Origin of the sequence: Mycobacterium sp. M23085 (assembly GCF_045343915.1) — a bacterium.
Taxonomy (GTDB): domain Bacteria; phylum Actinomycetota; class Actinomycetes; order Mycobacteriales; family Mycobacteriaceae; genus Mycobacterium.
The window spans coordinates 5286661-5305611 of sequence record NZ_CP174280.1 but is presented as its reverse complement, the minus strand read 5'-3'; the positions used below and the strand labels follow the sequence as shown (position 1 = coordinate 5305611).

Annotated in this window: 18 protein-coding genes and 1 pseudogene; 11 read left to right on the top strand and 8 right to left on the bottom strand. The window is 66.8% G+C overall.

Annotated features, from left to right (window positions below):
- Nucleotides 1-109: 109 nt before the first annotated feature.
- The 6 genes from ACIUM1_RS24710 to ACIUM1_RS24685 all read left to right on the top strand — a co-directional run bounded on the left by ACIUM1_RS24710 (nucleotide 110) and on the right by ACIUM1_RS24685 (nucleotide 5725).
- Complete coding sequence (locus ACIUM1_RS24710; protein WP_406815103.1) at nucleotides 110-1255, top strand: glycosyltransferase; 1146 nt, start codon at nucleotides 110-112, stop codon at nucleotides 1253-1255.
- Between the two features lie 70 nt (nucleotides 1256-1325).
- On the top strand, nucleotides 1326-2180 hold the full coding sequence (locus tag ACIUM1_RS24705; protein WP_406815102.1) for a sulfurtransferase: 855 nt from the start codon (nucleotides 1326-1328) through the stop codon (nucleotides 2178-2180).
- A 192-nt stretch (nucleotides 2181-2372) separates the two neighbouring features.
- Complete coding sequence (locus ACIUM1_RS24700) at nucleotides 2373-3101, top strand: TSUP family transporter (RefSeq protein ID WP_406815101.1); 729 nt, start codon at nucleotides 2373-2375, stop codon at nucleotides 3099-3101.
- 111 nt (nucleotides 3102-3212) lie between these two features.
- On the top strand, nucleotides 3213-3995 hold the full coding sequence (locus ACIUM1_RS24695) for an SDR family NAD(P)-dependent oxidoreductase (protein ID WP_406815100.1): 783 nt from the start codon (nucleotides 3213-3215) through the stop codon (nucleotides 3993-3995).
- 179 nt (nucleotides 3996-4174) lie between these two features.
- Nucleotides 4175-4693, top strand: coding sequence for a lipoprotein LpqH (locus tag ACIUM1_RS24690; protein ID WP_406815099.1), 519 nt, complete (start codon nucleotides 4175-4177; stop codon nucleotides 4691-4693).
- A 42-nt stretch (nucleotides 4694-4735) separates the two neighbouring features.
- On the top strand, nucleotides 4736-5725 hold the full coding sequence (locus ACIUM1_RS24685; RefSeq protein WP_406815098.1) for an alpha/beta fold hydrolase: 990 nt from the start codon (nucleotides 4736-4738) through the stop codon (nucleotides 5723-5725).
- A gap of 53 nt (nucleotides 5726-5778) precedes the next feature.
- Here ACIUM1_RS24685 and ACIUM1_RS24680 read toward each other — a convergent pair whose 3' ends face one another.
- Together ACIUM1_RS24680 and ACIUM1_RS24675 are read right to left on the bottom strand one after the other, a co-directional pair.
- On the bottom strand, nucleotides 5779-6981 hold the full coding sequence (locus ACIUM1_RS24680) for a cytochrome P450 (RefSeq protein ID WP_406815097.1): 1203 nt from the start codon (nucleotides 6979-6981) through the stop codon (nucleotides 5779-5781).
- 36 nt (nucleotides 6982-7017) lie between these two features.
- Nucleotides 7018-7680, bottom strand: coding sequence for a TetR/AcrR family transcriptional regulator (locus tag ACIUM1_RS24675; RefSeq protein ID WP_406815096.1), 663 nt, complete (start codon nucleotides 7678-7680; stop codon nucleotides 7018-7020).
- A gap of 196 nt (nucleotides 7681-7876) precedes the next feature.
- Between ACIUM1_RS24675 and ACIUM1_RS24670 the strand changes: the two genes are divergently transcribed.
- Complete coding sequence (locus ACIUM1_RS24670; protein WP_406815095.1) at nucleotides 7877-8662, top strand: spirocyclase AveC family protein; 786 nt, start codon at nucleotides 7877-7879, stop codon at nucleotides 8660-8662.
- Between the two features lie 24 nt (nucleotides 8663-8686).
- Here ACIUM1_RS24670 and ACIUM1_RS24665 read toward each other — a convergent pair whose 3' ends face one another.
- Together ACIUM1_RS24665 and ACIUM1_RS24660 are read right to left on the bottom strand one after the other, a co-directional pair.
- Nucleotides 8687-9661, bottom strand: coding sequence for an LLM class flavin-dependent oxidoreductase (locus ACIUM1_RS24665; RefSeq protein WP_406815094.1), 975 nt, complete (start codon nucleotides 9659-9661; stop codon nucleotides 8687-8689).
- 45 nt (nucleotides 9662-9706) lie between these two features.
- Nucleotides 9707-10768 (bottom strand): dihydrodipicolinate reductase, encoded by a 1062-nt coding sequence (locus tag ACIUM1_RS24660; RefSeq protein ID WP_406815093.1) that lies wholly within the window; start codon nucleotides 10766-10768, stop codon nucleotides 9707-9709.
- A 455-nt stretch (nucleotides 10769-11223) separates the two neighbouring features.
- Here ACIUM1_RS24660 and ACIUM1_RS24655 point away from each other — a divergent pair, with 455 nt between their 5' ends.
- Entirely contained in the window at nucleotides 11224-12321 is a 1098-nt protein-coding gene (locus ACIUM1_RS24655) for a dihydrodipicolinate reductase (protein WP_406815092.1), read from the top strand.
- 26 nt (nucleotides 12322-12347) lie between these two features.
- Complete coding sequence (locus ACIUM1_RS24650) at nucleotides 12348-13553, top strand: MalY/PatB family protein (protein WP_406815091.1); 1206 nt, start codon at nucleotides 12348-12350, stop codon at nucleotides 13551-13553.
- A 42-nt stretch (nucleotides 13554-13595) separates the two neighbouring features.
- Here the strand turns inward: ACIUM1_RS24650 and ACIUM1_RS24645 are convergent.
- A pseudogene (locus ACIUM1_RS24645) lies at nucleotides 13596-13747 on the bottom strand (DUF2652 domain-containing protein); the annotation flags it as partial.
- Between the two features lie 120 nt (nucleotides 13748-13867).
- Here ACIUM1_RS24645 and ACIUM1_RS24640 point away from each other — a divergent pair.
- Nucleotides 13868-14773 carry a haloalkane dehalogenase gene (locus ACIUM1_RS24640; protein WP_406815090.1) on the top strand — a complete coding sequence of 302 codons (906 nt, stop codon included), beginning with the start codon at nucleotides 13868-13870 and terminating at the stop codon, nucleotides 14771-14773.
- A 7-nt stretch (nucleotides 14774-14780) separates the two neighbouring features.
- Here ACIUM1_RS24640 and ACIUM1_RS24635 read toward each other — a convergent pair whose 3' ends face one another.
- Together ACIUM1_RS24635 and ACIUM1_RS24630 are read right to left on the bottom strand one after the other, a co-directional pair.
- The gene (locus ACIUM1_RS24635) at nucleotides 14781-15812 is read right to left on the bottom strand and encodes an amidohydrolase family protein (RefSeq protein ID WP_406815089.1); all 1032 of its coding nucleotides are present in this window, start codon (nucleotides 15810-15812) and stop codon (nucleotides 14781-14783) included.
- A 320-nt stretch (nucleotides 15813-16132) separates the two neighbouring features.
- Nucleotides 16133-16861, bottom strand: a complete 729-nt coding sequence (locus ACIUM1_RS24630) for a 3'(2'),5'-bisphosphate nucleotidase CysQ (protein ID WP_406815088.1) — start codon at nucleotides 16859-16861, stop codon at nucleotides 16133-16135.
- Nucleotides 16862-17009: 148 nt separating this feature from the next.
- Between ACIUM1_RS24630 and ACIUM1_RS24625 the strand changes: the two genes are divergently transcribed.
- Nucleotides 17010-17600, top strand: coding sequence for a hypothetical protein (locus ACIUM1_RS24625; RefSeq protein ID WP_406817851.1), 591 nt, complete (start codon nucleotides 17010-17012; stop codon nucleotides 17598-17600).
- A gap of 25 nt (nucleotides 17601-17625) precedes the next feature.
- Here the strand turns inward: ACIUM1_RS24625 and ACIUM1_RS24620 are convergent, their stop codons facing one another.
- On the bottom strand, nucleotides 17626-18801 hold the full coding sequence (locus ACIUM1_RS24620; RefSeq protein WP_406815087.1) for a thiolase family protein: 1176 nt from the start codon (nucleotides 18799-18801) through the stop codon (nucleotides 17626-17628).
- Nucleotides 18802-18951: the final 150 nt, after the last annotated feature.

Genomic DNA, 18951 nt, shown 5'->3' with positions numbered 1-18951 from the left:
GTCGAACGCGGACGCCACGGGCAACCGTGCAAGCGAAATTCACAGAGTGTTCAGGCACCCGTCGGTTCAGCATTGATGAGTGCACATGCGCACCGCGTGTCCTCACGTTATGCGTGTCGTACAGGTCGCCAATTTCTATGGCCCTCGCTCCGGCGGCCTCCGCACCGCGATCGACCGGCTGGGCGCGGAATACTGCGCCAGTGGCCACGAGGTCTTCCTGATCGTTCCCGGTCAACACGTCGAGCGTGCCCAGCTGTACACCGGCGTCGTGCGAATCACTTTGCCGGCCCGCCTGATTCCCTTCACCGGCGGGTATCGGGCGGTGATGCCGGGTCCGGTGAAGGCGCTGCTGGCAGCGCTGCGACCCGACGCGTTGGAGGTTTCGGACCGCCTCACCCTGCGGTCGCTGGGCCGTTGGGGCCGCGACTACGGTGCCACGACGGTGATGATCTCCCACGAACGCTTGGATCGCCTTGTCGGACAGGTACTTCCGCGCAGGGTCGCGCGCAGGTTCGCCGACGTGGCCAACGCCCGCACCGCGGCGAACTATGACACCGTGGTGTGCACCACCGGTTTCGCCCGTGAGGAATTCGACCGGATCGGCGCCGACAACACCGTCACCGTCCCGCTCGGTGTGGACCTGCAGACGTTTCATCCGCGCCGCCACTCGTATCTGGTGCGTGACCAGTGGGCCGCGCCGAGTCAGATGCTGCTGGTGCACTGCGGGCGGCTGTCGGTGGAGAAGCGCGTCGACCGCAGCATCGATGCCCTCGGTGCGCTGCGCCACGCCGGCATCGACGCGCGGCTGGTGGTCGTGGGCGAGGGTCCACTGCGGTCCAGGCTGGAGCGACAGGCCGCGCGGCTGCCGATCGACTTCACCGGCTTCGTCTCAGATCGCAACGCGGTGGCACAACTGCTGGCCTCGGCCGACGTGACGCTGGCACCGGGGCCGCACGAGACGTTCGGGCTGGCCGCGCTGGAGTCGCTGGCCTGCGGAACACCGGCCGTGGTCTCGCGCACGTCGGCGCTGACCGAGATCATCACCCCGGACAGCGGCGCGTCCGCCGACAACGATCCGGCCGCCATCGCAAACGCGGTCAGCGCCATCGTCGGTCGGCCCGAATGGCAGCGCCGCATTTCGGCGCGCCGCCGCGCCGAGGACTTCACCTGGCACCGCGCCGCGACCGGCATGCTGGCCTCGTTGGGGGCGCCGGCCTCGGACGACCAGCGCGGCGATTCCGAACAGACCGCCTAGCGGTCAGATGTCGGCGGCAGTCCGCTCGCCGTGCTGGCTAGGCTCGCTGGAGACCGACAAGGAGGTTCCGGTGGGAGCACGCAATCAGGTACTGATCACCGCCGCCGAGTTGGCGGACATCGTTTCGGTCGGCGACCCGGTGACCATCCTGGACGTGCGGTGGAGGGTCGACGATCCCGATGGGCGGCCGGCCTATCTGGCCGGGCACATTCCGGGCGCAGTGTATGTCTCACTCGACGATGACCTCAGCGACCACAGGATCTCGGGCAGGGGCCGTCACCCGCTGCCGTCGGGGCGCGACCTGCAGGCCGCCGCGCGTCGCTGGGGGGTTCGGCAGGACGCGTTGGTGGTGGTGTACGACGACTGGAATCGCGCCGGTTCCGCGCGAGCGTGGTGGGTGCTGACGGCGGCCGGGCTCGAGAACGTCCGCATTCTGGACGGCGGCTTGGCCGCGTGGCGCTCGGCCGGACAATCGCTCGAGAGCGGACCGGTCGACCCAGCACCCGGGAATGTGACTGTGCCGCACGATGATCTGTATGCGGGAAACCGCCGTACCTTGACGGCCGAGCAAGTCGGCGAGGACGCCGTGACGCTACTCGATGCGCGCGCACCGGAGCGCTACCGCGGCGATGTCGAACCTCTTGACCCCGTCGCCGGCCACATTCCGGGTGCGAAGAATCTGCCGAGCGGCTCGGTCCTGGCGGCCGACGGCACCTTCCTCGACGACGACGCACTCAATCAACTGTTGTCCGATCGCGCAGTAGAGCGCCACGACGCGGTGGCCGCCTACTGCGGCTCCGGCGTCACCGCCACGGTCACGATCGCCGCGCTCACCGCGATGGGCCGGGAGGCGGCGTTGTATCCGGGGTCGTGGTCGGAGTGGAGCTCGAACCCGGACCGTCCGGTGGAACGCGGCGGGCAATAGTAGTCTTGCGGCGCCGAGCGGACGAACGGTGAACCTTGTTAATCTGTGGTCGATAGCGCCTAGGGTTCCGACTTTGCAAGTGCCTGGTCCGAGCGGCGCCACCGCGTCCCCCGACGGGACGCGGTCATCTGAACGGACAAAAGCCTGGAGGACCCCGGTCGGTGCGCGTCGCGCCGTCCAGAAGGTCCTTTCATGCTGGCTCTTTTCGTCCTCTTTGTCATCGCGCTGGCCGCCGGCGCGCTCGGCGGATTGGTGGGCACCGGATCGTCCCTGGTGCTGCTGCCCGCGCTGGTCATGATGTACGGCCCGCGAATTGCGGTGCCGGTCATGGGTATTGCCGCGGTCATGGCCAACGTCGCCCGTGTCGCCGCGTGGTGGCGCCAGATTCGCTGGCGACCGGTGCTCGCCTACGCGCTGCCGGGGACCCCTGCGGTGGTGCTCGGCGCCAACACCCTGTTGAGCATCCCACAAGCGGTGGTCGATGGGCTGCTCGGCGTATTTTTTCTGACGATGATTCCGGTCCGCAGGCTCGCGCACGCCCGCCAGTGGCGGGTGCGGCTCTGGCACCTTGCCATGGCGGGGGTTGTCGTCGGCTTCCTCACCGGGTTGATCCTGTCGACGGGGCCGCTGAGCGTTCCCATCTTCACCGGCTACGGGCTCTCCGGCGGCGCCTTTCTCGGGTCCGAGGCCGCCAGCGCCTTGGTGCTCTACATCGGCAAGATCGCCACCTTCGGTCAGCTGGGTGCGCTGAACGTCGCCGTCGTGGCCCGCGGGCTGGTCATCGGCGCCGCCTTGATGATCGGCCCCTTCGCAACGCGTTCGATCGTGCGGCGGGCCCATCCGCGCCATTACGCGATTCTGATCGACCTGGTGCTGCTAGTCGCCGCCGCCGGCATGTTCATCGCGACGGCATCTTCTTGAATTGCCTTGGCGCCCCGACTCTTGCGACGCCTAGCGGCCGATCCTCCCGAGCCGATGATTCGCGAGTTGCTAGAATCTGCCCGGCATGAATCCGCCTGGGAAGACGACGCTATGACCGGCCGGCTCGACGGCAAGGTCGCGATCATCACTGGGGCCAGCACCGGCCTGGGGCCGGTATTGGGTTCGCTGTTTGTCCGTGAAGGCGCCAGGGTCTTGCTGGCCGCACGGCGTGAAGAGCTGGTCCACGCCGCCGCCCGCGCGGCCGGTCCCGGCGCCATCGCCATGCGCGCCGACGTGACCGACGAAAACGACGTCGCGGCCATGGTGGCGCGGGCGGTCGACGAGTTCGGCCAGGTCGACATCTTGTGCAACAACGCCGCGGCGCCCGGAGAGGACCGCTGGATCTGGGAGCAGACGCTGGACAACTGGAACGCCACCATCGCCATCGACGTCACCGCGGCGATGCTGTGCACCCGCGAAGTGCTCAACCGGTCGATGCTGCAGCGCCGCCGCGGCTTCATCCTGAACTTCTCCTCCACCGTCAGCTACACGGGGATGGCCCGCAAAACGCACTACGTCACCGCCAAGGCGTCACTGCGGGCATTCACCAAGGCCGTCGCGCTCGAGGTCGGCCCGCACGGCATCCGGTGCAATTGCATTGTGCCCGGGGCCATCGACACCGAGCTGTGGCGCAAATGGGTGCAACGCACCGCGGACGAGCAAGGCGTCGACGCCGAAACGGTCCGCAAGAAGCAACTCAAAGGTGTTGCTTTGCAAGACATCTCCTCGGCCGAGGACGTCGCCAACCTGGCGCTGTTCCTGGTCGGCGACGAAAGCCGCACCATCACGGGCCAATCGATTCCCGTCGATGCCGGAGGGTACCTGCAGGGATGAGCGGACAGGCCAAACTGTCGCTCGCCGAACTCCATTGCCCCGCGGGTTGCGCCTGATGCGCCGCAGGGCACGGGTAGTCAGCCGCATTACCGCGGCTCCGGCCGACCACCACGGCGTTAGGAAGCCTGGCCTTAACGAACGGGCTTATAGTCCTCATGACCGTCTAGCAGAGGACAGGTATGACGAATCTGAGCAGACAGTGGTGTGCCGCTCGCGCGGCAGCCGCACTCGGCCTGATGGCGTTGGGGATCGGCCTGCCGGCCTGTTCCAGCAACGGAGATCACCCGGCCGCCGCCCCGAGTTCAGGTCCGGCTTTGGCCAGCACCACCGTCATGATCGACGGGAACAAGCACACGATCGTCGCCGCGGTGGACTGCACCCGATCGGCGGCCCAGCCGAGCGCGTCACCCCCGGAGTCAGGCGACCTCACCACCCGAGTCAGCGTGCATGACGATTCCGCGTCGGTGTCGCTGGCCATCTCCGATGAGCAGCCGCCCAATGTCGACGGCTTCGCCATTGCGCTCAAGCTGGACAGCGGCCAGTACCAATTGCCTTACCAGGGAACCAAATCGCCCACTCAGGTCCAAGCTACCAAGGACGGCAAGAGCTACACGGTGACCGGGACGGGCCAGGCCACGACGCCCGGCCAAAGTGAGTTGCGGGATGTGACATTCGGAGTTCACGTGACGTGCCCGTGAGCACGTATTGTGTGCCGCGACCACCTCTGCGATGCTGACAGCTTGGACATCTTCGCGCAGTGGCAAGACGGCGGCTCCGAGCTGCGTTGGCGATCGACCACCGCCGCCAACGACGGCCAAGAGGTCTCGGTGTTCAGTCGCCGGTGCGGCACCGCTGGTGCGCCCGCATTGGTGTTGGTACACGGCTTTCCGACCAGCAGCATCGACTATTTCGCGTTAGCGAGCGAACTGAGCGCGGAGTTCGACATCTACCTGCTGGACTTTCCCGGCTACGGGCTCTCCGACAAACCGCCCGAGCCCTACGTGTACTCGCTCTACGACGATGCGCGCCTGCTCGTCCACGCGATCACTCAGGTGTGGGGGCTCACCGACTACCGGATGCTCACCCATGACCGCGGCAGCAGCGTCGCCATGATCGCGGTGGGCGTGCTGGCCGCACAAGATCCGCCGCTCGCACCCGTCGACCTGATTCTGACCAACGCCAACATCTACCTGCCCCTTGCCAACCTCACCGCCTTCCAGACCGCGCTGCTCGACCCCGCGACCGCGCGTGCCACCGCGGCGGCGACGACGCCGGAGATGCTGGCGGCCGGCATGGGCGCGAGCACATTCATGCCACGACGCACACTGGAAGATCCGGAGATCGCCGCGTTGGCCAAATGCTTTGCCCACAACGACGGAATCCGCGTGCTGCCCGACACCATTCAATACCTGCACGAGCGTGCCGCGGATGAAACCGGTTGGCTGGAGGCGCTTTCCACGAGCAGCGTCAACACCACGGTGGTGTGGGGCGTCCACGACAACGTGGCACCGCTGCGAGTGCCCAATTACGTCTGGCAGACATATCTGAAGACAAAGCCGGGCCGCAATCGCTACTGGGTGGTGCCCGGCGCCGACCACTATCTGCAGTGCGATGCCCCCGGGCAACTGGCCCAGATCGTGCGCCTCACCGTTCAGGGCGAGAGTATTCCGTTGCAGACGTTGGGAAACCAGCCCGACGGCGCGGTCTTGGTGGATCAAAGCGCGGTTTAGCGCTCGCCGAGCGTGAAACTGACTTCACCTTGGCAAAAGACCCGGCGCGCACCTTAACGTGTGAAGACGGGCAGGCGTGCCCACCCGCGCACGCTGGCGGTATGGGCCCGCTGGGCGTTCGCATAGTCGACTTCCCAATCGGGCCAACGCTTGAGGACTTCTTCGAAGGCCACCCGCGCCTCAAGCCGGGCCAGCGCCGAGCCCAGGCAGAAATGCAGGCCCTGCCCGAAGCTGAGATGGCCTCCGCGCCGGTGGATGTCGTAGCGATCCGCGTCCGGGAAGTGGGATTCGTCGCGGTTGGCCGAGGCGTTCAGCAGGAGCATGAACGATCCCTCGGGTATTTTGCGGCCGTAGTGCTCGGCATCGCGCGCGACGTAGCGGGCCTGCACCGGTGACGGCGGCTCGTACCGCAGGGTCTCCTCGATCGCGCCGGGGATCAGCGACGGGTCCGCGACAAGTTCGCGGCGTTGATCCGGGTGGTCCGACAACAGTTGGCCCATGAAACCTATTAGGCGAGCGGTGGTCTCGTTGCCGGCACCGGCGATCATCGCGGTGTAGGACAACACCTCGGTCCGCGACAGGGGACGGCGTGTGCCGTCCGGCTCGTCGATCTCGGCCCGCAACAGCTCGGTCATCAGGTCGTCGGATGGGTGGCCGGCCCGCCATTCGATGTACTCGGCGAACAGGGCAATAGAATTGGCGAACACATTTGCATCGACCGCGGCGGGGTCACTGTCCCTGGACAACTCGATGTTGGCGACGCTGCGATCCCGGATCTTTTCTTGATCGGCCTCCGGAATGCCCAACAGGTAGCCGATGGTCCGCATCGGCATCATCGCGCCGAGATCCGCGATGAAGTCGAAACCACTCTCGCCGACCAGCGGGTCGAGCTCGCGCACACAGAACCCGCGCACAAGATCCTCCACAGCCAGCATGCGCCGGGGCGTGAAGACACGGGACAGCAGTTTGCGGTGCAGATCGTGCAGCGGTGGATCCTCGAACAGCAGAATGCCCGGGGGCACTTCGATGTTCGCGAACAAGATGTCGGCGGTGGTGCCCTTGCCGGAGCGGTAGGTCTCCCAGTTCGGCAGCTCGCGCACCACATCGTCGTATCGGCTCAGCGCGTAGAAGTTGTACTTCTCGTTGTAGTACAGCGGCGCTTCTTCGCGCATCCGCTTCCACACCGGATATGGGTCCGAGTCGATCTCGACGTCGAACGGGTCGTAATACAACTCGACGGCGCTGGAGCTGGTCATTTCCAATTCCTTTGGTGGAGTGACGGATTGAACGGCTCAGCCGTTCCTGTGCAGGAAGCCGTGCAGAATCGCCTGGATGAGTTCGTCGACGATGGTCTCCCGCGACGGCGGCTTGGTGCCGAAGTAGGTGGACCGCAACGCCGCCATGCCGGCGATCATCGCCACCGTCGAGTGGGCGGGGAGATCGGGGTGGTCCGACCGCAGCCCGCGCAGGTGCATGCCCTCGGCGCTGATCTGTCCGAGCGAGGTAATCGCCTGCCTGATCTCGGCGATACCGGCGTCGGCCTTTTCGTCCTCGCTCAGCGCCTCCGATGCCATCAGGGTCAAGAGCAGGCCCTGGTTGTCGACGAACACGTCGTAGAGCTGCCCGACGAACCGCCGTGCCAGCTCCTCCTCATCGGTCTCCTCCGGCACGACCGACTGCCAGGTGCGGCCGAACTCCTCGACGAAGTCGGTAAAGGGCGAAACGAGCGCCTCACGGAACAGCGCGGCCTTGGAACCGAAGTGGCGGAACAGCAGGTGCTCGGTGACGCCCGCAGCCTGGGCGATTTCACGCGTCGTCGTGCTGCGGTAGTCCTGCCGAGCGAAGCGGGCCCGCGCGGTATCGAGCAGCAGCTTGCGCGGCGCCCCACGAGGCCGGCGGATCGAGGCCGGCGTCCCCGCCGTGCTGCGCTTGGTGTCTGACGGCCGCTGGACCACGCCCTTATCCCCTCACCGATGGTTGACTCGCCTTTAGGATAGTGTGCACTATCTAATGAGTCGAGCTCGGATTGGGAAAGGATGCGACCGTGGGCGCTGTCATCATGCTTGGCACGCTGTTCGGACTGATCGCGCTGATATTCGGTCTGGTCCTGCGCTTTGACCCGCAAGCACGCCGGAATGATGGCGACGGCCAGTGAGCTCGCAGATGACACCGGTGATGCAGGCGGCCAGTGACTTCGCGCTCATCGGGGGCATCGGGTTCACCGTGCTCGGGATCTATTTGAGCGTTCGCCAGCACCGCCTGCACCCGCTGCTACTGCTGTGCATCTCGGCGGTGTCGTTCTCCTGGATCGAGGCGCCCTACGACTGGGCGATGTACGCGCAGTTCCCGCCCGCCATCCCGCGCATGCCGTCGTGGTGGCCGCTGAACGTGACGTGGGGCGGGCTGCCGTCGTTCGTCCCGGTCGGCTACATCTCCTACTTCGTACTGCCGGCCGTGACGGGCACCGCGCTCGGGCGATGGCTGAGCACCTGCTTCGGGTGGCGCAGGCCCCAAACGCTTTTGGTGGTCGGCCTCATCGTCGGCTTCTGTTGGGCGCTGTTTTTCAACGGATTCCTGGGCGCCAAGCTCGGGGTCTTCTACTACGGCCGGGTGATTACCGGGCTCGCGATCCGCGAGGGAACGGTGCACCAGTATCCGCTCTACGACTCCCTGGCGATGGCCATCCAGATGATGCTCTTCACCTACCTACTCGGCCGCACCGACGTGCAGGGACACAATGTCATCGAGATGTGGGCTGAGAAGAGGTCGAAGAGCCGCGTCGGCTCGTCGATCCTTTCCGTCATCACGGTGATCGTCATCGGAAACGTCGTCTACGGCGCCGTTTTCGCGCCTCACCTGGCGACGAAGTTGGGCGGCTGGGTGACGACGGCGCCCACCGGCGAGCTGTTCCCGGGGGTACCGAATCAGCCGAAGTAGGCGCGCGAGCCGCCGAGCTTGAGGTCAGCCGAGAGCCTCAGGCAGCACCACTTCGCCCACGCGCTTGAGGTACGGCCACGCGATTTCCGGTGGCAGCCCGCCGCAGAGCGGCGACAGGTTGAGCACCTGGCCGGCCTTCACCCGCGAAATCGCCTCGGGCACAGAGATGATCACGTGCGACGTCCCCGTCTCACGCAGCTCGTCGATGGTGTTGACGTGGCTGAATCCCGCCGTCGTCTCGTCCCCCGGATTCCACGCGGCGTAGGTCCGCACGTCGTGCAGCAGGTGCTCGCCGATCTCTTTCCACGCCTGATCCACGTCCTCGGCGACGAACACGACCGAGGGCGTGTTGCGGTCGGGGAACATTGTCGGGCCGGGCGTATGCCCGTGCTCGCGGCAGGCTTCCTCGTAGGCCTCCTGCATGCCCGGCGCATTGGCGTTGCCCAGCATGCCCAGGCCGTACCGGCCGGCCCGGCGTGCCGCCGCGACCGTTCCCCCGCCCCACATCAGTCCCGGCCCGCCGGGCGTCAGCGGGCGGGGCGTCACACTGATCCGCCGTCCGTCCTCGATGACGGTTTCACCGGCAAGCAGTCGCCGCAACAGCGCGAGTTTCTCGTCGCAGAGGCGACCGCGCTTCTTGATCGGCAGGCCGAAGTGCTCGAACTCCTCGGGCCGGTAGCCCAGGGCCAGGATGTAGGAGGCCCGCCCGTTGCTGATGATGTCGAGCACCGCCATGTCCTCGGCGAGGCGCACGGTTTCGTAGAACGGCAGGATCAGGATCAGGCTCAGCGCCAGCCGCTGCGTCCGCGCCGCCACCGCCGAGGCCAGCAAGAAGGGCGACGGCAAGTAGCCGTCCTCGGACCCGTGGTGTTCACACAGGACGGCGGCCAGGCCACCGTGTTCCTCGGCCCACGCCGACATCTCGGGCGCCGCGGCGTACAGATCGGCTGGGGCCGCGGCCCATTCGGGATCGCGCATGTCGAACCGCAGTGTGTACACGGCAACCTCCTAGGTGGCCTAACCTTGGTGATGCACGTTACACCTTCAGTCGAATGCGTAAAGCGGCAGCGTGGTCGGGAGGTCCAGCGAGCTCAGCAGGCCCGGGGACGCGTCAATGACATACGGGATCGCATTGACGACGCGCATCGCCGTGGACGCCATCGCGGCTCGCCCGGCCCCATGACCCGCACGCTCGCCCAGCGTCATCTCGCAGTGGATGTCGGGATCGCCTTGGATGTCGACCCGGTACGTGGCGTCGCATTCCGAGGTGGGCCAATCGGGTGCGACCTCGCGGCCCATCCGGATGACGTGCTCGATCACGATGGCCTCGCGGCCATTGACCACTCCCGCCGCCCGGGTCCGCACTGCACCGCACGTGCCGGCCTTGACGGTGCCGAAGGCCACCTCGATGCCCCGGTCCGTGAGCGCACGGTCGAGCGAACCGCGAATTTCGTCCACCTCGACACCGAGGCCCTCCGCCATCAGGTGAATCGGTGCCTGCCAAGCCATTTCGATGAACCCGGGCGTCTTCAGCATCGGTTCGAAGTCCAGCGGCCGGCCAAAGCCCATCCCGTCCATCATCACGTCGGCCACCGGGTAGTGATCGTTGAGCGCCACCTCGCTGGCCGTGATCCGGCGGATGCTCTTGGACTGGGTCGTCATGAGCAGCGCGAGCTGATCGGAGGCAAAGCCTGGGAAGATGCCCGACACGTAGAACGACGCCTGGCCGGCTTTGGCGGCCGCGTCCATTTCGTCGCGCCAGTTGGGCGCGAAGTATGACGGCGGGTACACCAAACTCGTCGAGGACGTCGACACCACGTTGATGCCCGCCGCCAGCAGGCGCACGTAGTCGGGCACGGCCGCGCCATCGCGGTCCGGGCCGCTGGCCGCGTAGACCACACAATCGGGGGCCAGCGCGATCAGGGTGTCGGCATCATTGGTGGCAACCAGCCCCAGCGGCGTACCGCCAGCCAGCTCGCCGGCGTCCTTGCCGACCTTGTCGGGTGAATGCACCCACACGCCAACAAGTTCCAGGTCCGGCCGGCGCCGGATGGCATCGATCGCGTTCGAGCCGACTCCCCCGGTCGACCACACGACAACACGCATATGCACTCCCCACTAGTCGTCTGCCAAAGGCGAGCGGCACCGGCAGATGACCGTCGTCGGCGCCGTGCTGTTCGGAGAGCACCGCCAGCACGGCGCCCCGCGTTTCGGCCCACTCGCACATGTCGATGGCCGCGGCGTACAAATCGGTGGCCGGTGCGCGCCACACTGCGGAGCGCGCATGTCGAACCTTAAGGGTGCACATCAGCGCCCGCCGCCCCGAATTGTCGTACGGAGGCGGGCAAAACGCTGGTCGGCTGTCACAGCTGCAGATTAACCTAAAATATGTTCTTTAAGATAGTGCCCGCTTTCTTAAACCCTTGACCGCGCGGAGTCGCGGGCGTAGTTTCCAAGTCGAACGTCCAGTGACAGCCGCCGGCTAACAGAGGCGTAAACGCAACGGCCGCTAAGGCTTTCATCATGTCCGCGCGACGCGTACGCACCAAAGGAGGGACAAGATGACGGCTCATCGGGTGGTGGTGTGGGCGACGGGTGGCATCGGCTCAATCGCGATCCGCGCCATCCATCGGCGCCCCAACCTGGACTTGGTAGGCGTCTGGGTCCACTCCCCGGAAAAGGACGGCAAGGACGCCGGCGAACTCGCCAACGGCGAGTCGATCGGCGTGCAGGCCACCCGTGACGCCGACGCGCTGATCGCGCTGGCACCCGACTGCGTCGTCTATGCGGCAAGCGGCCCGGAACGCGACGCCCTGGCCATCCCGGACTATGTCCGGCTGTTGGAGGCCGGGATCAACGTCGTCACGACCAGCACCACGCGACTGGTCAATCCACACGCCTACGAACCCGCCGAGTGGCGCGACCAACTCGCCGCCGCGGCCAAGCAGGGCCAGGTGTCGCTTTACGCGTCCGGGATCGAGCCGGGCTTCGCCGCCGACTACCTGCCCTTGGTGCTGTCCACCCAGTCATCGTCGATCGACAAGATTCACGCGTACGAGATCGGCTTGTACGACGACTACGGCGTTCCCGACATCATGAGCGACGCACTGGGTTTCGGCCGAGCCCTCGACTATGAACCCTGGATCGGCTTTGCTGGTGCGATCGCCGGTGAATGGCAGGGCCAGATCCGACTCATCGGCGACGCGCTGGGAGTCGAAGTCCAGGAAGTCCGCGAGTTTTTCGACCGCGCCGTCACCAACCGGACGCTGGAGGTCGCGATGGGCACCGTCGAGGCCGGCACCTGCGGCGCGCTGCGCATGCGGGCGACGGGCGTGGTCGACGGCCGCGAGGCCATCGTCATCGAACACGTCACCCGGCTCGCGCACGACGTCGCCCCGGATTGGCCCACCGGCATCGGCGACCTGTCTTACCGGGTCGTCGTCAGTGGCGATCCGGACATCGACTGCACGCTGGCCGCAACCCTGAAGGACCCGCACAAGGCCGGAGTCGGCGGGATGACCTCCGGGGCCGGCGCCATGGTCGCCACCGCGATGCGCGTCGTCAACGCCGTCCCGTATGTCGTCGCCGCGTCGCCAGGGCTGCTCAGTTCGGTGGACTTGCCATTGACGATCCCCCAACAAGCGTTTGTCCGGGACTAAGCCGCGCGCCGGTTACTCTGCGGGGCGTGACGGTTAATCCGCTCGAGGAATTGACGCTGCAGCAATTGCGGCGGCGGACCAGCATGAAGTGGTGCGCGCATCCCGCCGACGTGCTGCCGCTATGGGTCGCCGAGATGGACGTCAACCTGGCACCGACGGTGGCCTTGGCGCTGCGGAAGGCCATCGACGACGGTGACACCGGATACCCCTGCGGAACCGCGCTGGCCGAAGCGGTCAGCCAATTCGCGGCGCGGCATTGGCAGTGGCATGACCTGGACGTGAGCCGCACCGCGCTGGTTCCCGACGTCATGCTCGGTGTCGTCGAGGTGCTGCGCCTGCTCACCGATCGCGGTGACGCAGTCGTCGTCAACCCGCCGGTCTATGCGCCGTTCTACGCGTTCGTCGCGCACGACGGCCGCCGGGTCATTGAGGCGCCCCTCGCCGATGGACGAATTGACCTGGACGCCTTGGAGAATGCCTTCGCTCGGGCCCGCGCTGGGACGGGTACTGCCGCAAAGGTCGCCTACCTGCTGTGCAATCCGCACAACCCGACCGGATCGGTCCACACCATCGACGAACTCCGCGCGATCGCCGAGCTCGCCCGGCGATTCGGCGTGCGCGTGGTGTCCGATGAGATCCACGCACCCGTGATCCTGCCCGGATCGCGATTCACCCCGTTCCTCACCGTGCCGGGGGCCGAGAACGCCTTCGCCCTGACCTCGGCGTCGAAGGCGTGGAACCTGTCCGGCTTGAAAGCTGCGCTGGCCATCGCCGGACCGGAGGCGTCCGCCGACCTGGACCGGATGCCGGAGGAAGTCAGCCATGGACCCAGTCATCTCGGCGTCATCGCCCACGCCGAGGCGTTTCGGAGCGGTGGCGACTGGCTCGACGCGACGCTGCAGGGCCTGGACGCGAACCGGACATTACTGGGCGAGTTGATCGCCGAGCAACTTCCCGGGGTGAAATACCAATGGCCGCAGGGCACTTACCTGGCGTGGCTGGATTGCCGAGAACTTGGTTTCGACGAAGATGCCGCCGATGGCCTTGCGGTGGTTGCGGATTTGTCCGGGCCGGCCCGCTGGTTCCTCGATCACGCACGGGTCGCGCTCAGTTCCGGCCACGTGTTTGGAACCGGCGGAGCCGGACATGTGCGACTGAACTTCGCGACCTCGCGAGCCATTCTCATCGAGGCCGTTTCGCGCATGAGCCGGGCCCTGGCCGACGCCGGATAGTGGATCGGCGCCTCGCTACAGGGGTTTTCGGCTACGCCGCTACAGGAATGACGCGCGCATCCGCGACAGCCGGTCGCACACCTTCACTTTGGCGCAGCTGTCCGGGGCCCAGAAGAACGCGGCGTGGCCGGCTTCGAACCGTTGCACGCGTTGATAACCGACTCCAACAGGGCGGGAACCGTGAGCTGGGCATGGAATTGCCAGGATCAACCCAGTTCAATAGCCGTTGGCCCCAGCTCAATAAATCTCCCACTAGACGAAATCGCTTCGGCGCGAGAGGCTAGCAGAGGTGCCGGTTCACCGGAGGAGCTGATATGCATGTGCTGCGAACCCCGGACTCCCGATTCGAAAACCTGGAGGACTACCCGTTCGTTGCGCATTACCTTGACGTAACCGCGAGCGACACCCGGCCGCTTCGCATGCACTACCTCGACGAGGGCACGATCGAAGGGCCGCCAATCGTTCTGCTGCATGGCGAGCCGACGTGGAGCTACCTTTACCGCACGATGATCCCGCCTCTGACCGACGCGGGGAACCGTGTACTGGCGCCCGACCTGATCGGTTTCGGCCGTTCGGACAAGCCGAGCCGCGTAGCGGATTACACCTACCAGCGCCACGTGGAGTGGGTGATCTCGTGGTTTGAGCATCTCAACCTCAGGGACGTCACGCTGTTTGTGCAGGACTGGGGATCGCTGATCGGGCTGCGCATCGCCGCCGAACAGCCCGACCGCATCGGGCGGCTGGTGGTGGCCAACGGTTTCCTGCCCACCGCTCAACGGCGCACCCCGCGCGCCTTCTACGCCTGGCGTGCCTTCGCGCGCTACTCCCCCGTCCTGCCCGCCGGCCGCATCGTCAGCGCCGGGACCGTCCGTCGGGTGCCGTCGAAAGTCCGGGCCGGCTACGACGCGCCCTTTCCCGACAAGAGTTATCAAGCCGGCGCCCGAGCATTTCCTCAATTGGTGCCCACCTCACCCGCCGACCCGGCGATTCCGGCCAACAGAAAAGCGTGGGATGCCCTCGGCCGCTGGGAAAAGCCGTTCCTCGCCATTTTCGGAGCCCGCGATCCCATCCTCGGGAGGGCGGACAGCGCCCTGATCAAACACATTCCCGGCGCCGCCGGCCAGCCGCATGCCCGCATCAACGCCAGCCACTTCATTCAGGAGGACCGCGGGCCCGAACTGGCCGAACGCATCCTGTCGTGGCAGCAGGCCTGGCGCTGAGTGGGGGTCAGCGGGTGTTGACCAGCCGTACCACCCCGCGCATGACCGCCCGGCTGACGCCGCGACGCGCCCTGGCGAGCGCCGAGCGAGGCTTGGGTGGTGCGGCGGCGCCGAGCCGCGGGAACAGCGCAAGCGCGGCGTCGCGGTCGATGGCCGCGCGCTCATCCGGGCGCAGGCCCGGGTAGGTCTCCAGCCCGGCGGCGAACAGCTTCCCGGCCGCCACCGGCGCGAAGGGCCAGTCCGAACCGAAGGTCACGTGTCCGGGCTTGGCGAACGCGAGCAGGCTCGGCAGCGCGGCGGCGCTGGAGGACAGCGCGGTGTCGAAGTAGAACCCGGCGAAATCGTCCAGGCTGTCGCTGGGGCTGCGTCCAGTGTCGCCCATGATGCTGACCGCCATGCGATGTGAGGCGTAAGGCACGAACCCGCCCGCATGGCTGAGGATGAACCTGATGTTCGGATACTTGCGGCAAATGCCGTTGCGCACAAGCAAATACGCCGCGCGGGTGGTGTCGAGCAGGAAGTCGACGGCAAAGGGTGCGACCCCGTCGATCACCGGGCCCGGCAGTTCGCCGGGATGGATGAACGCCACCGCCGAACGGGCGTCCAGCGCGGCGAACAGGTCGTCCTGACCGTGTTGCCCCAGGTAGGTCCCCATGCTGTTGGCCAGTAGCACCACCCCGTCGGCGTGCAATTCATCGAGCGACCTGGCAACCTCGTCGACGGACTCGCGCAGGTGCGGCATGGGGATGGTCGCGAAGAATCCGAACCGGCTGGGTTGGTCGGCGACGAGCCCGGCGAGGTAGTCGTTGAGGTCGCGGGCCAGCGAGGCCGCGTCGGCGGCGCTCGGTAGAAACGCGGTGCCGGGCGTCGATACCGAAAGCATCGCGGTGGCGACGTTCAGCTCCGCCATGGTCTGCAACGACCCGTCCGGGCTCCAGTTCGGCAGCGCCCGGCCTCCTGCTTCATCAATCCTGGCTTTTCGCAGCATGTCTCGATAGAAAGACGGGATGGCGTGATGGTGCGTGTCGATCCGCGACATCATTGGCTGCTCCTCGGGAGAGGGTCGACGATCCGATTCCAGCGCCGGCGCATGCGGTGCGATGCCTTTCATCATGTAACAGCGCGGCGGCCCCGGTGCGCGTCGGGTGGACGGCAGAACAATCCAACCCTGACACTGCTCTCACTCGAGATCGGGCGGATCGAAAGGGGCTGGACCGACGAGGCGAAAGGCAACCGCCGGCCGGGTCGGGGCGGATAAGCCGGGGCAGCCGCGCACCCGGGTCCGGTCCGATATCGAAAAGAGTTGCCGGACAGTTCAAATGACCGCCCCGCCGGCCACCCTGTCCGCAGGCGGTGGCTTCAGCGGGTAACCGCGAGTACGGCTTCCGCCAGTTCGGGACGGCAGACCACCAGGTCGGGCAATTTCGGGTCGGGCTGGTTGTACGCCAGGGCGGACCCGTCAATGCGAGAGGTGTGCAATCCGGCGGCCCGTGCCACCGCCACCGGCGCGGCGGAGTCCCACTCGAACTGGCCGCCGGCATGCACGTACACATCCGACAAACCCTGGACGATCGAGGCGACCTTGGCCCCGGCGGAACCCATCTCCACCAGGACTCCATCCAGCGCATCCCGCACGTCCAACGCGACGGCGGGTGGGCGGGTGCGCGACACCACGATGCGCGGCTTGCCCGGCACGGCAGGAGGCGAATCCACGATGGGGGTCGCCAGCGTAATGCCCTGCGCGGGCAGCGCCACGGCGCCCGCCACCAGTTCACCGGACTGCCACAGCGCCACGTGCACCGCCCAGTCGTCGCGGCCAAGCTCGGAGAATTCCCGGGTGCCGTCCAACGGATCGACGATCCAAACGCGCTCCGAGCGCAACCGCACCGGATCGTCGGCACCCTCTTCGGACAGCACCGTGTCACCGGGCCGCTCGGCGGCCAGCGCCTTCATCAAAAAGTCGTGGGATCGCTTGTCCCCCGCAGCTTTCCGATCGCTCGCTTCCGCGTCGGCGAACTCTTGCCGGACCCCGAGCAATAGCCGTCCGGCCTCGGAGGCCAACCGTGCGGCCAGATCATGGTCATTCATCGGCGACTCCACGGAATCCTCAATATGTTGGTAGCGATGACCAACTTTACCCTGTGAGGCCCATCCGCGGGCAGTGCCCCTGCCGAACCGTTGCACCCGTAATCTGGTGACCGTGAGCGGCAACGCCAACGTCCCTTTATTGAGACGGTTGCGGCACACCTCGCGGGGGCGTTTGATCGGGGCCGGCCTTGTGACGGCTGTGGTGCTGGTCGGGATCCTCACCGTGGTGGGCGTGCAACTGAGCCAGAGCCGGCAAGGCGCGACGGCGCCCGGCACCCAACCGTCACCGTCAGCGCCGCAGAGCTTCGCCATCCCGGGCTGCTACAACCCGTCCGTCCCGCCGGTCGCGCGACCGAAGAGGCTCAACGTTTTGGGCTGCGCGAGTGTGGCCGTCGCGTTGCAGGACATGACATGGAGTTCTTGGGGGCCGCAGGGCGCCGACGGGACCGGCACGGCTGTGTTCAAGCTCTGTGACCCCAACTGCGCGACGGGATCTCAGCTGACCGAACCGGTGATCGTGCACGCGTGGAATCCACAGCCGCCGCGGCGCGAGGCCATCTGCCAGGTCGGCTTGGAGATTTTCGCCGACATGATTCTGGCCTTCCCCAACGGCACCCCGCCACCGACCGTGCAGAAGATGAACACCCAGTACAACGGGGCGCCGGCCGTGCACTTCGCCAACTACGCAAGCGGCGACACCCGCGGCACCCAATTCATCGGCTACACATTCTGCAACTAGCCGACGTGGACCCCGTTGGGGTGCCTCAGACCTCGATGACGACGGCGCCGCCCTGGCCGCCGCCGGCACACATCGCGGCGACCCCGATGCCGCCGCCCCGGCGGGCGAGCTCGTAGGCCAGCGTGGTCACCATGCGTGCGCCGGAGGCCGCGATCGGGTGACCGAGGCTGCAGCCGCTACCGGAGAAGTTCACCTTCTCCTCGTCGAGGCCATATTCGCGGCAGGCCGCGATGGGCACGGACGCGAACGCCTCGTTGATCTCCCACAGCGCCACGTCGCCGGGCGACAGACCGGCCCGCTGCAGCACCTTGCCGATGACCTTGACGGCGCCAAGACCGCAATCCCTGGCCGGTACACCCGCGGCGGCCCAGGCCCTGACAGTGCCCATCACGTTGAGCTTCTCGGCCTGGGCGTAGTCACTGTCGACGAGCGCGACGGCGGCCGCGGCGTCGTTGGTGCCGCTGCTGTTGCCGGCCGTGATCGAGAAGCCCTCGATCTCGGGGTGCAGCACCTTCAGGCCGGCCAGCTTCTCGACGGTGGTGTCGCGACGGGGGTGCTCGTCCACGGCGAATTCGGTGACCGAGCCGTCGAACTGGGTGATTTTCAGCGGCAGGATCTCGTCGGCGAACTTGCCGGCGTCCTGGGCCGCCACGGCGCGCTGATGCGAGCGGGCCGCCCAGGCGTCCATCTCCTCGCGGCTGATGCCGACCGCCTGCGCGGTGTTCCAGCCCACGGTGATCGACATGTCCTTGGCGGGGGCGTCCGGCGTCTCCACGTGCGTCGGCGGCATCCAGCGCTCCTCGAACTTCAGCTCGGGGCCGGGAATCCGCCAGTTGGTCAGCGGGGTCATCGACAGCGACTGCACGCCGCCGGCGATGAGCACGCGCTCCATGCCGGAGCCGATCTGCGCCGCGGCGTTGCCGATGGCCGTCAGGCTGCCCGCGCAGTGCCGATTGACCGACTGACCGGGCACGTGCTCCAGGCCCGTCGCGGTCGCCGCGTAACGCGCCAAATCCCCACCGCCGTAATGTGATTCAGCGAATATGATGTCGTCGATATGTGCGGGGTCGACACCCGACCTGCGGACAACCTCGGGCAGCACGGCGGTGATCAGAGTCTCGGGCGGCGTGTTGACCAACGTCCCCTTGAACGATCGGCCGATCGCGGTCCGCACGGCTCCGACAATGACGGGTGTTCCCATGTTCTCAACCTCGTTGTTGTGGGCGGTCAGCCGCCGCGAATCGTATCAAGTACTGTATAGACAATAGTAATGGTCTAAGTTCGGTAAGCCGACTCGTGTGACCGCGCTAACAATTAAGCGGTTCGGATAACACGGAGACCAGCGTGCACA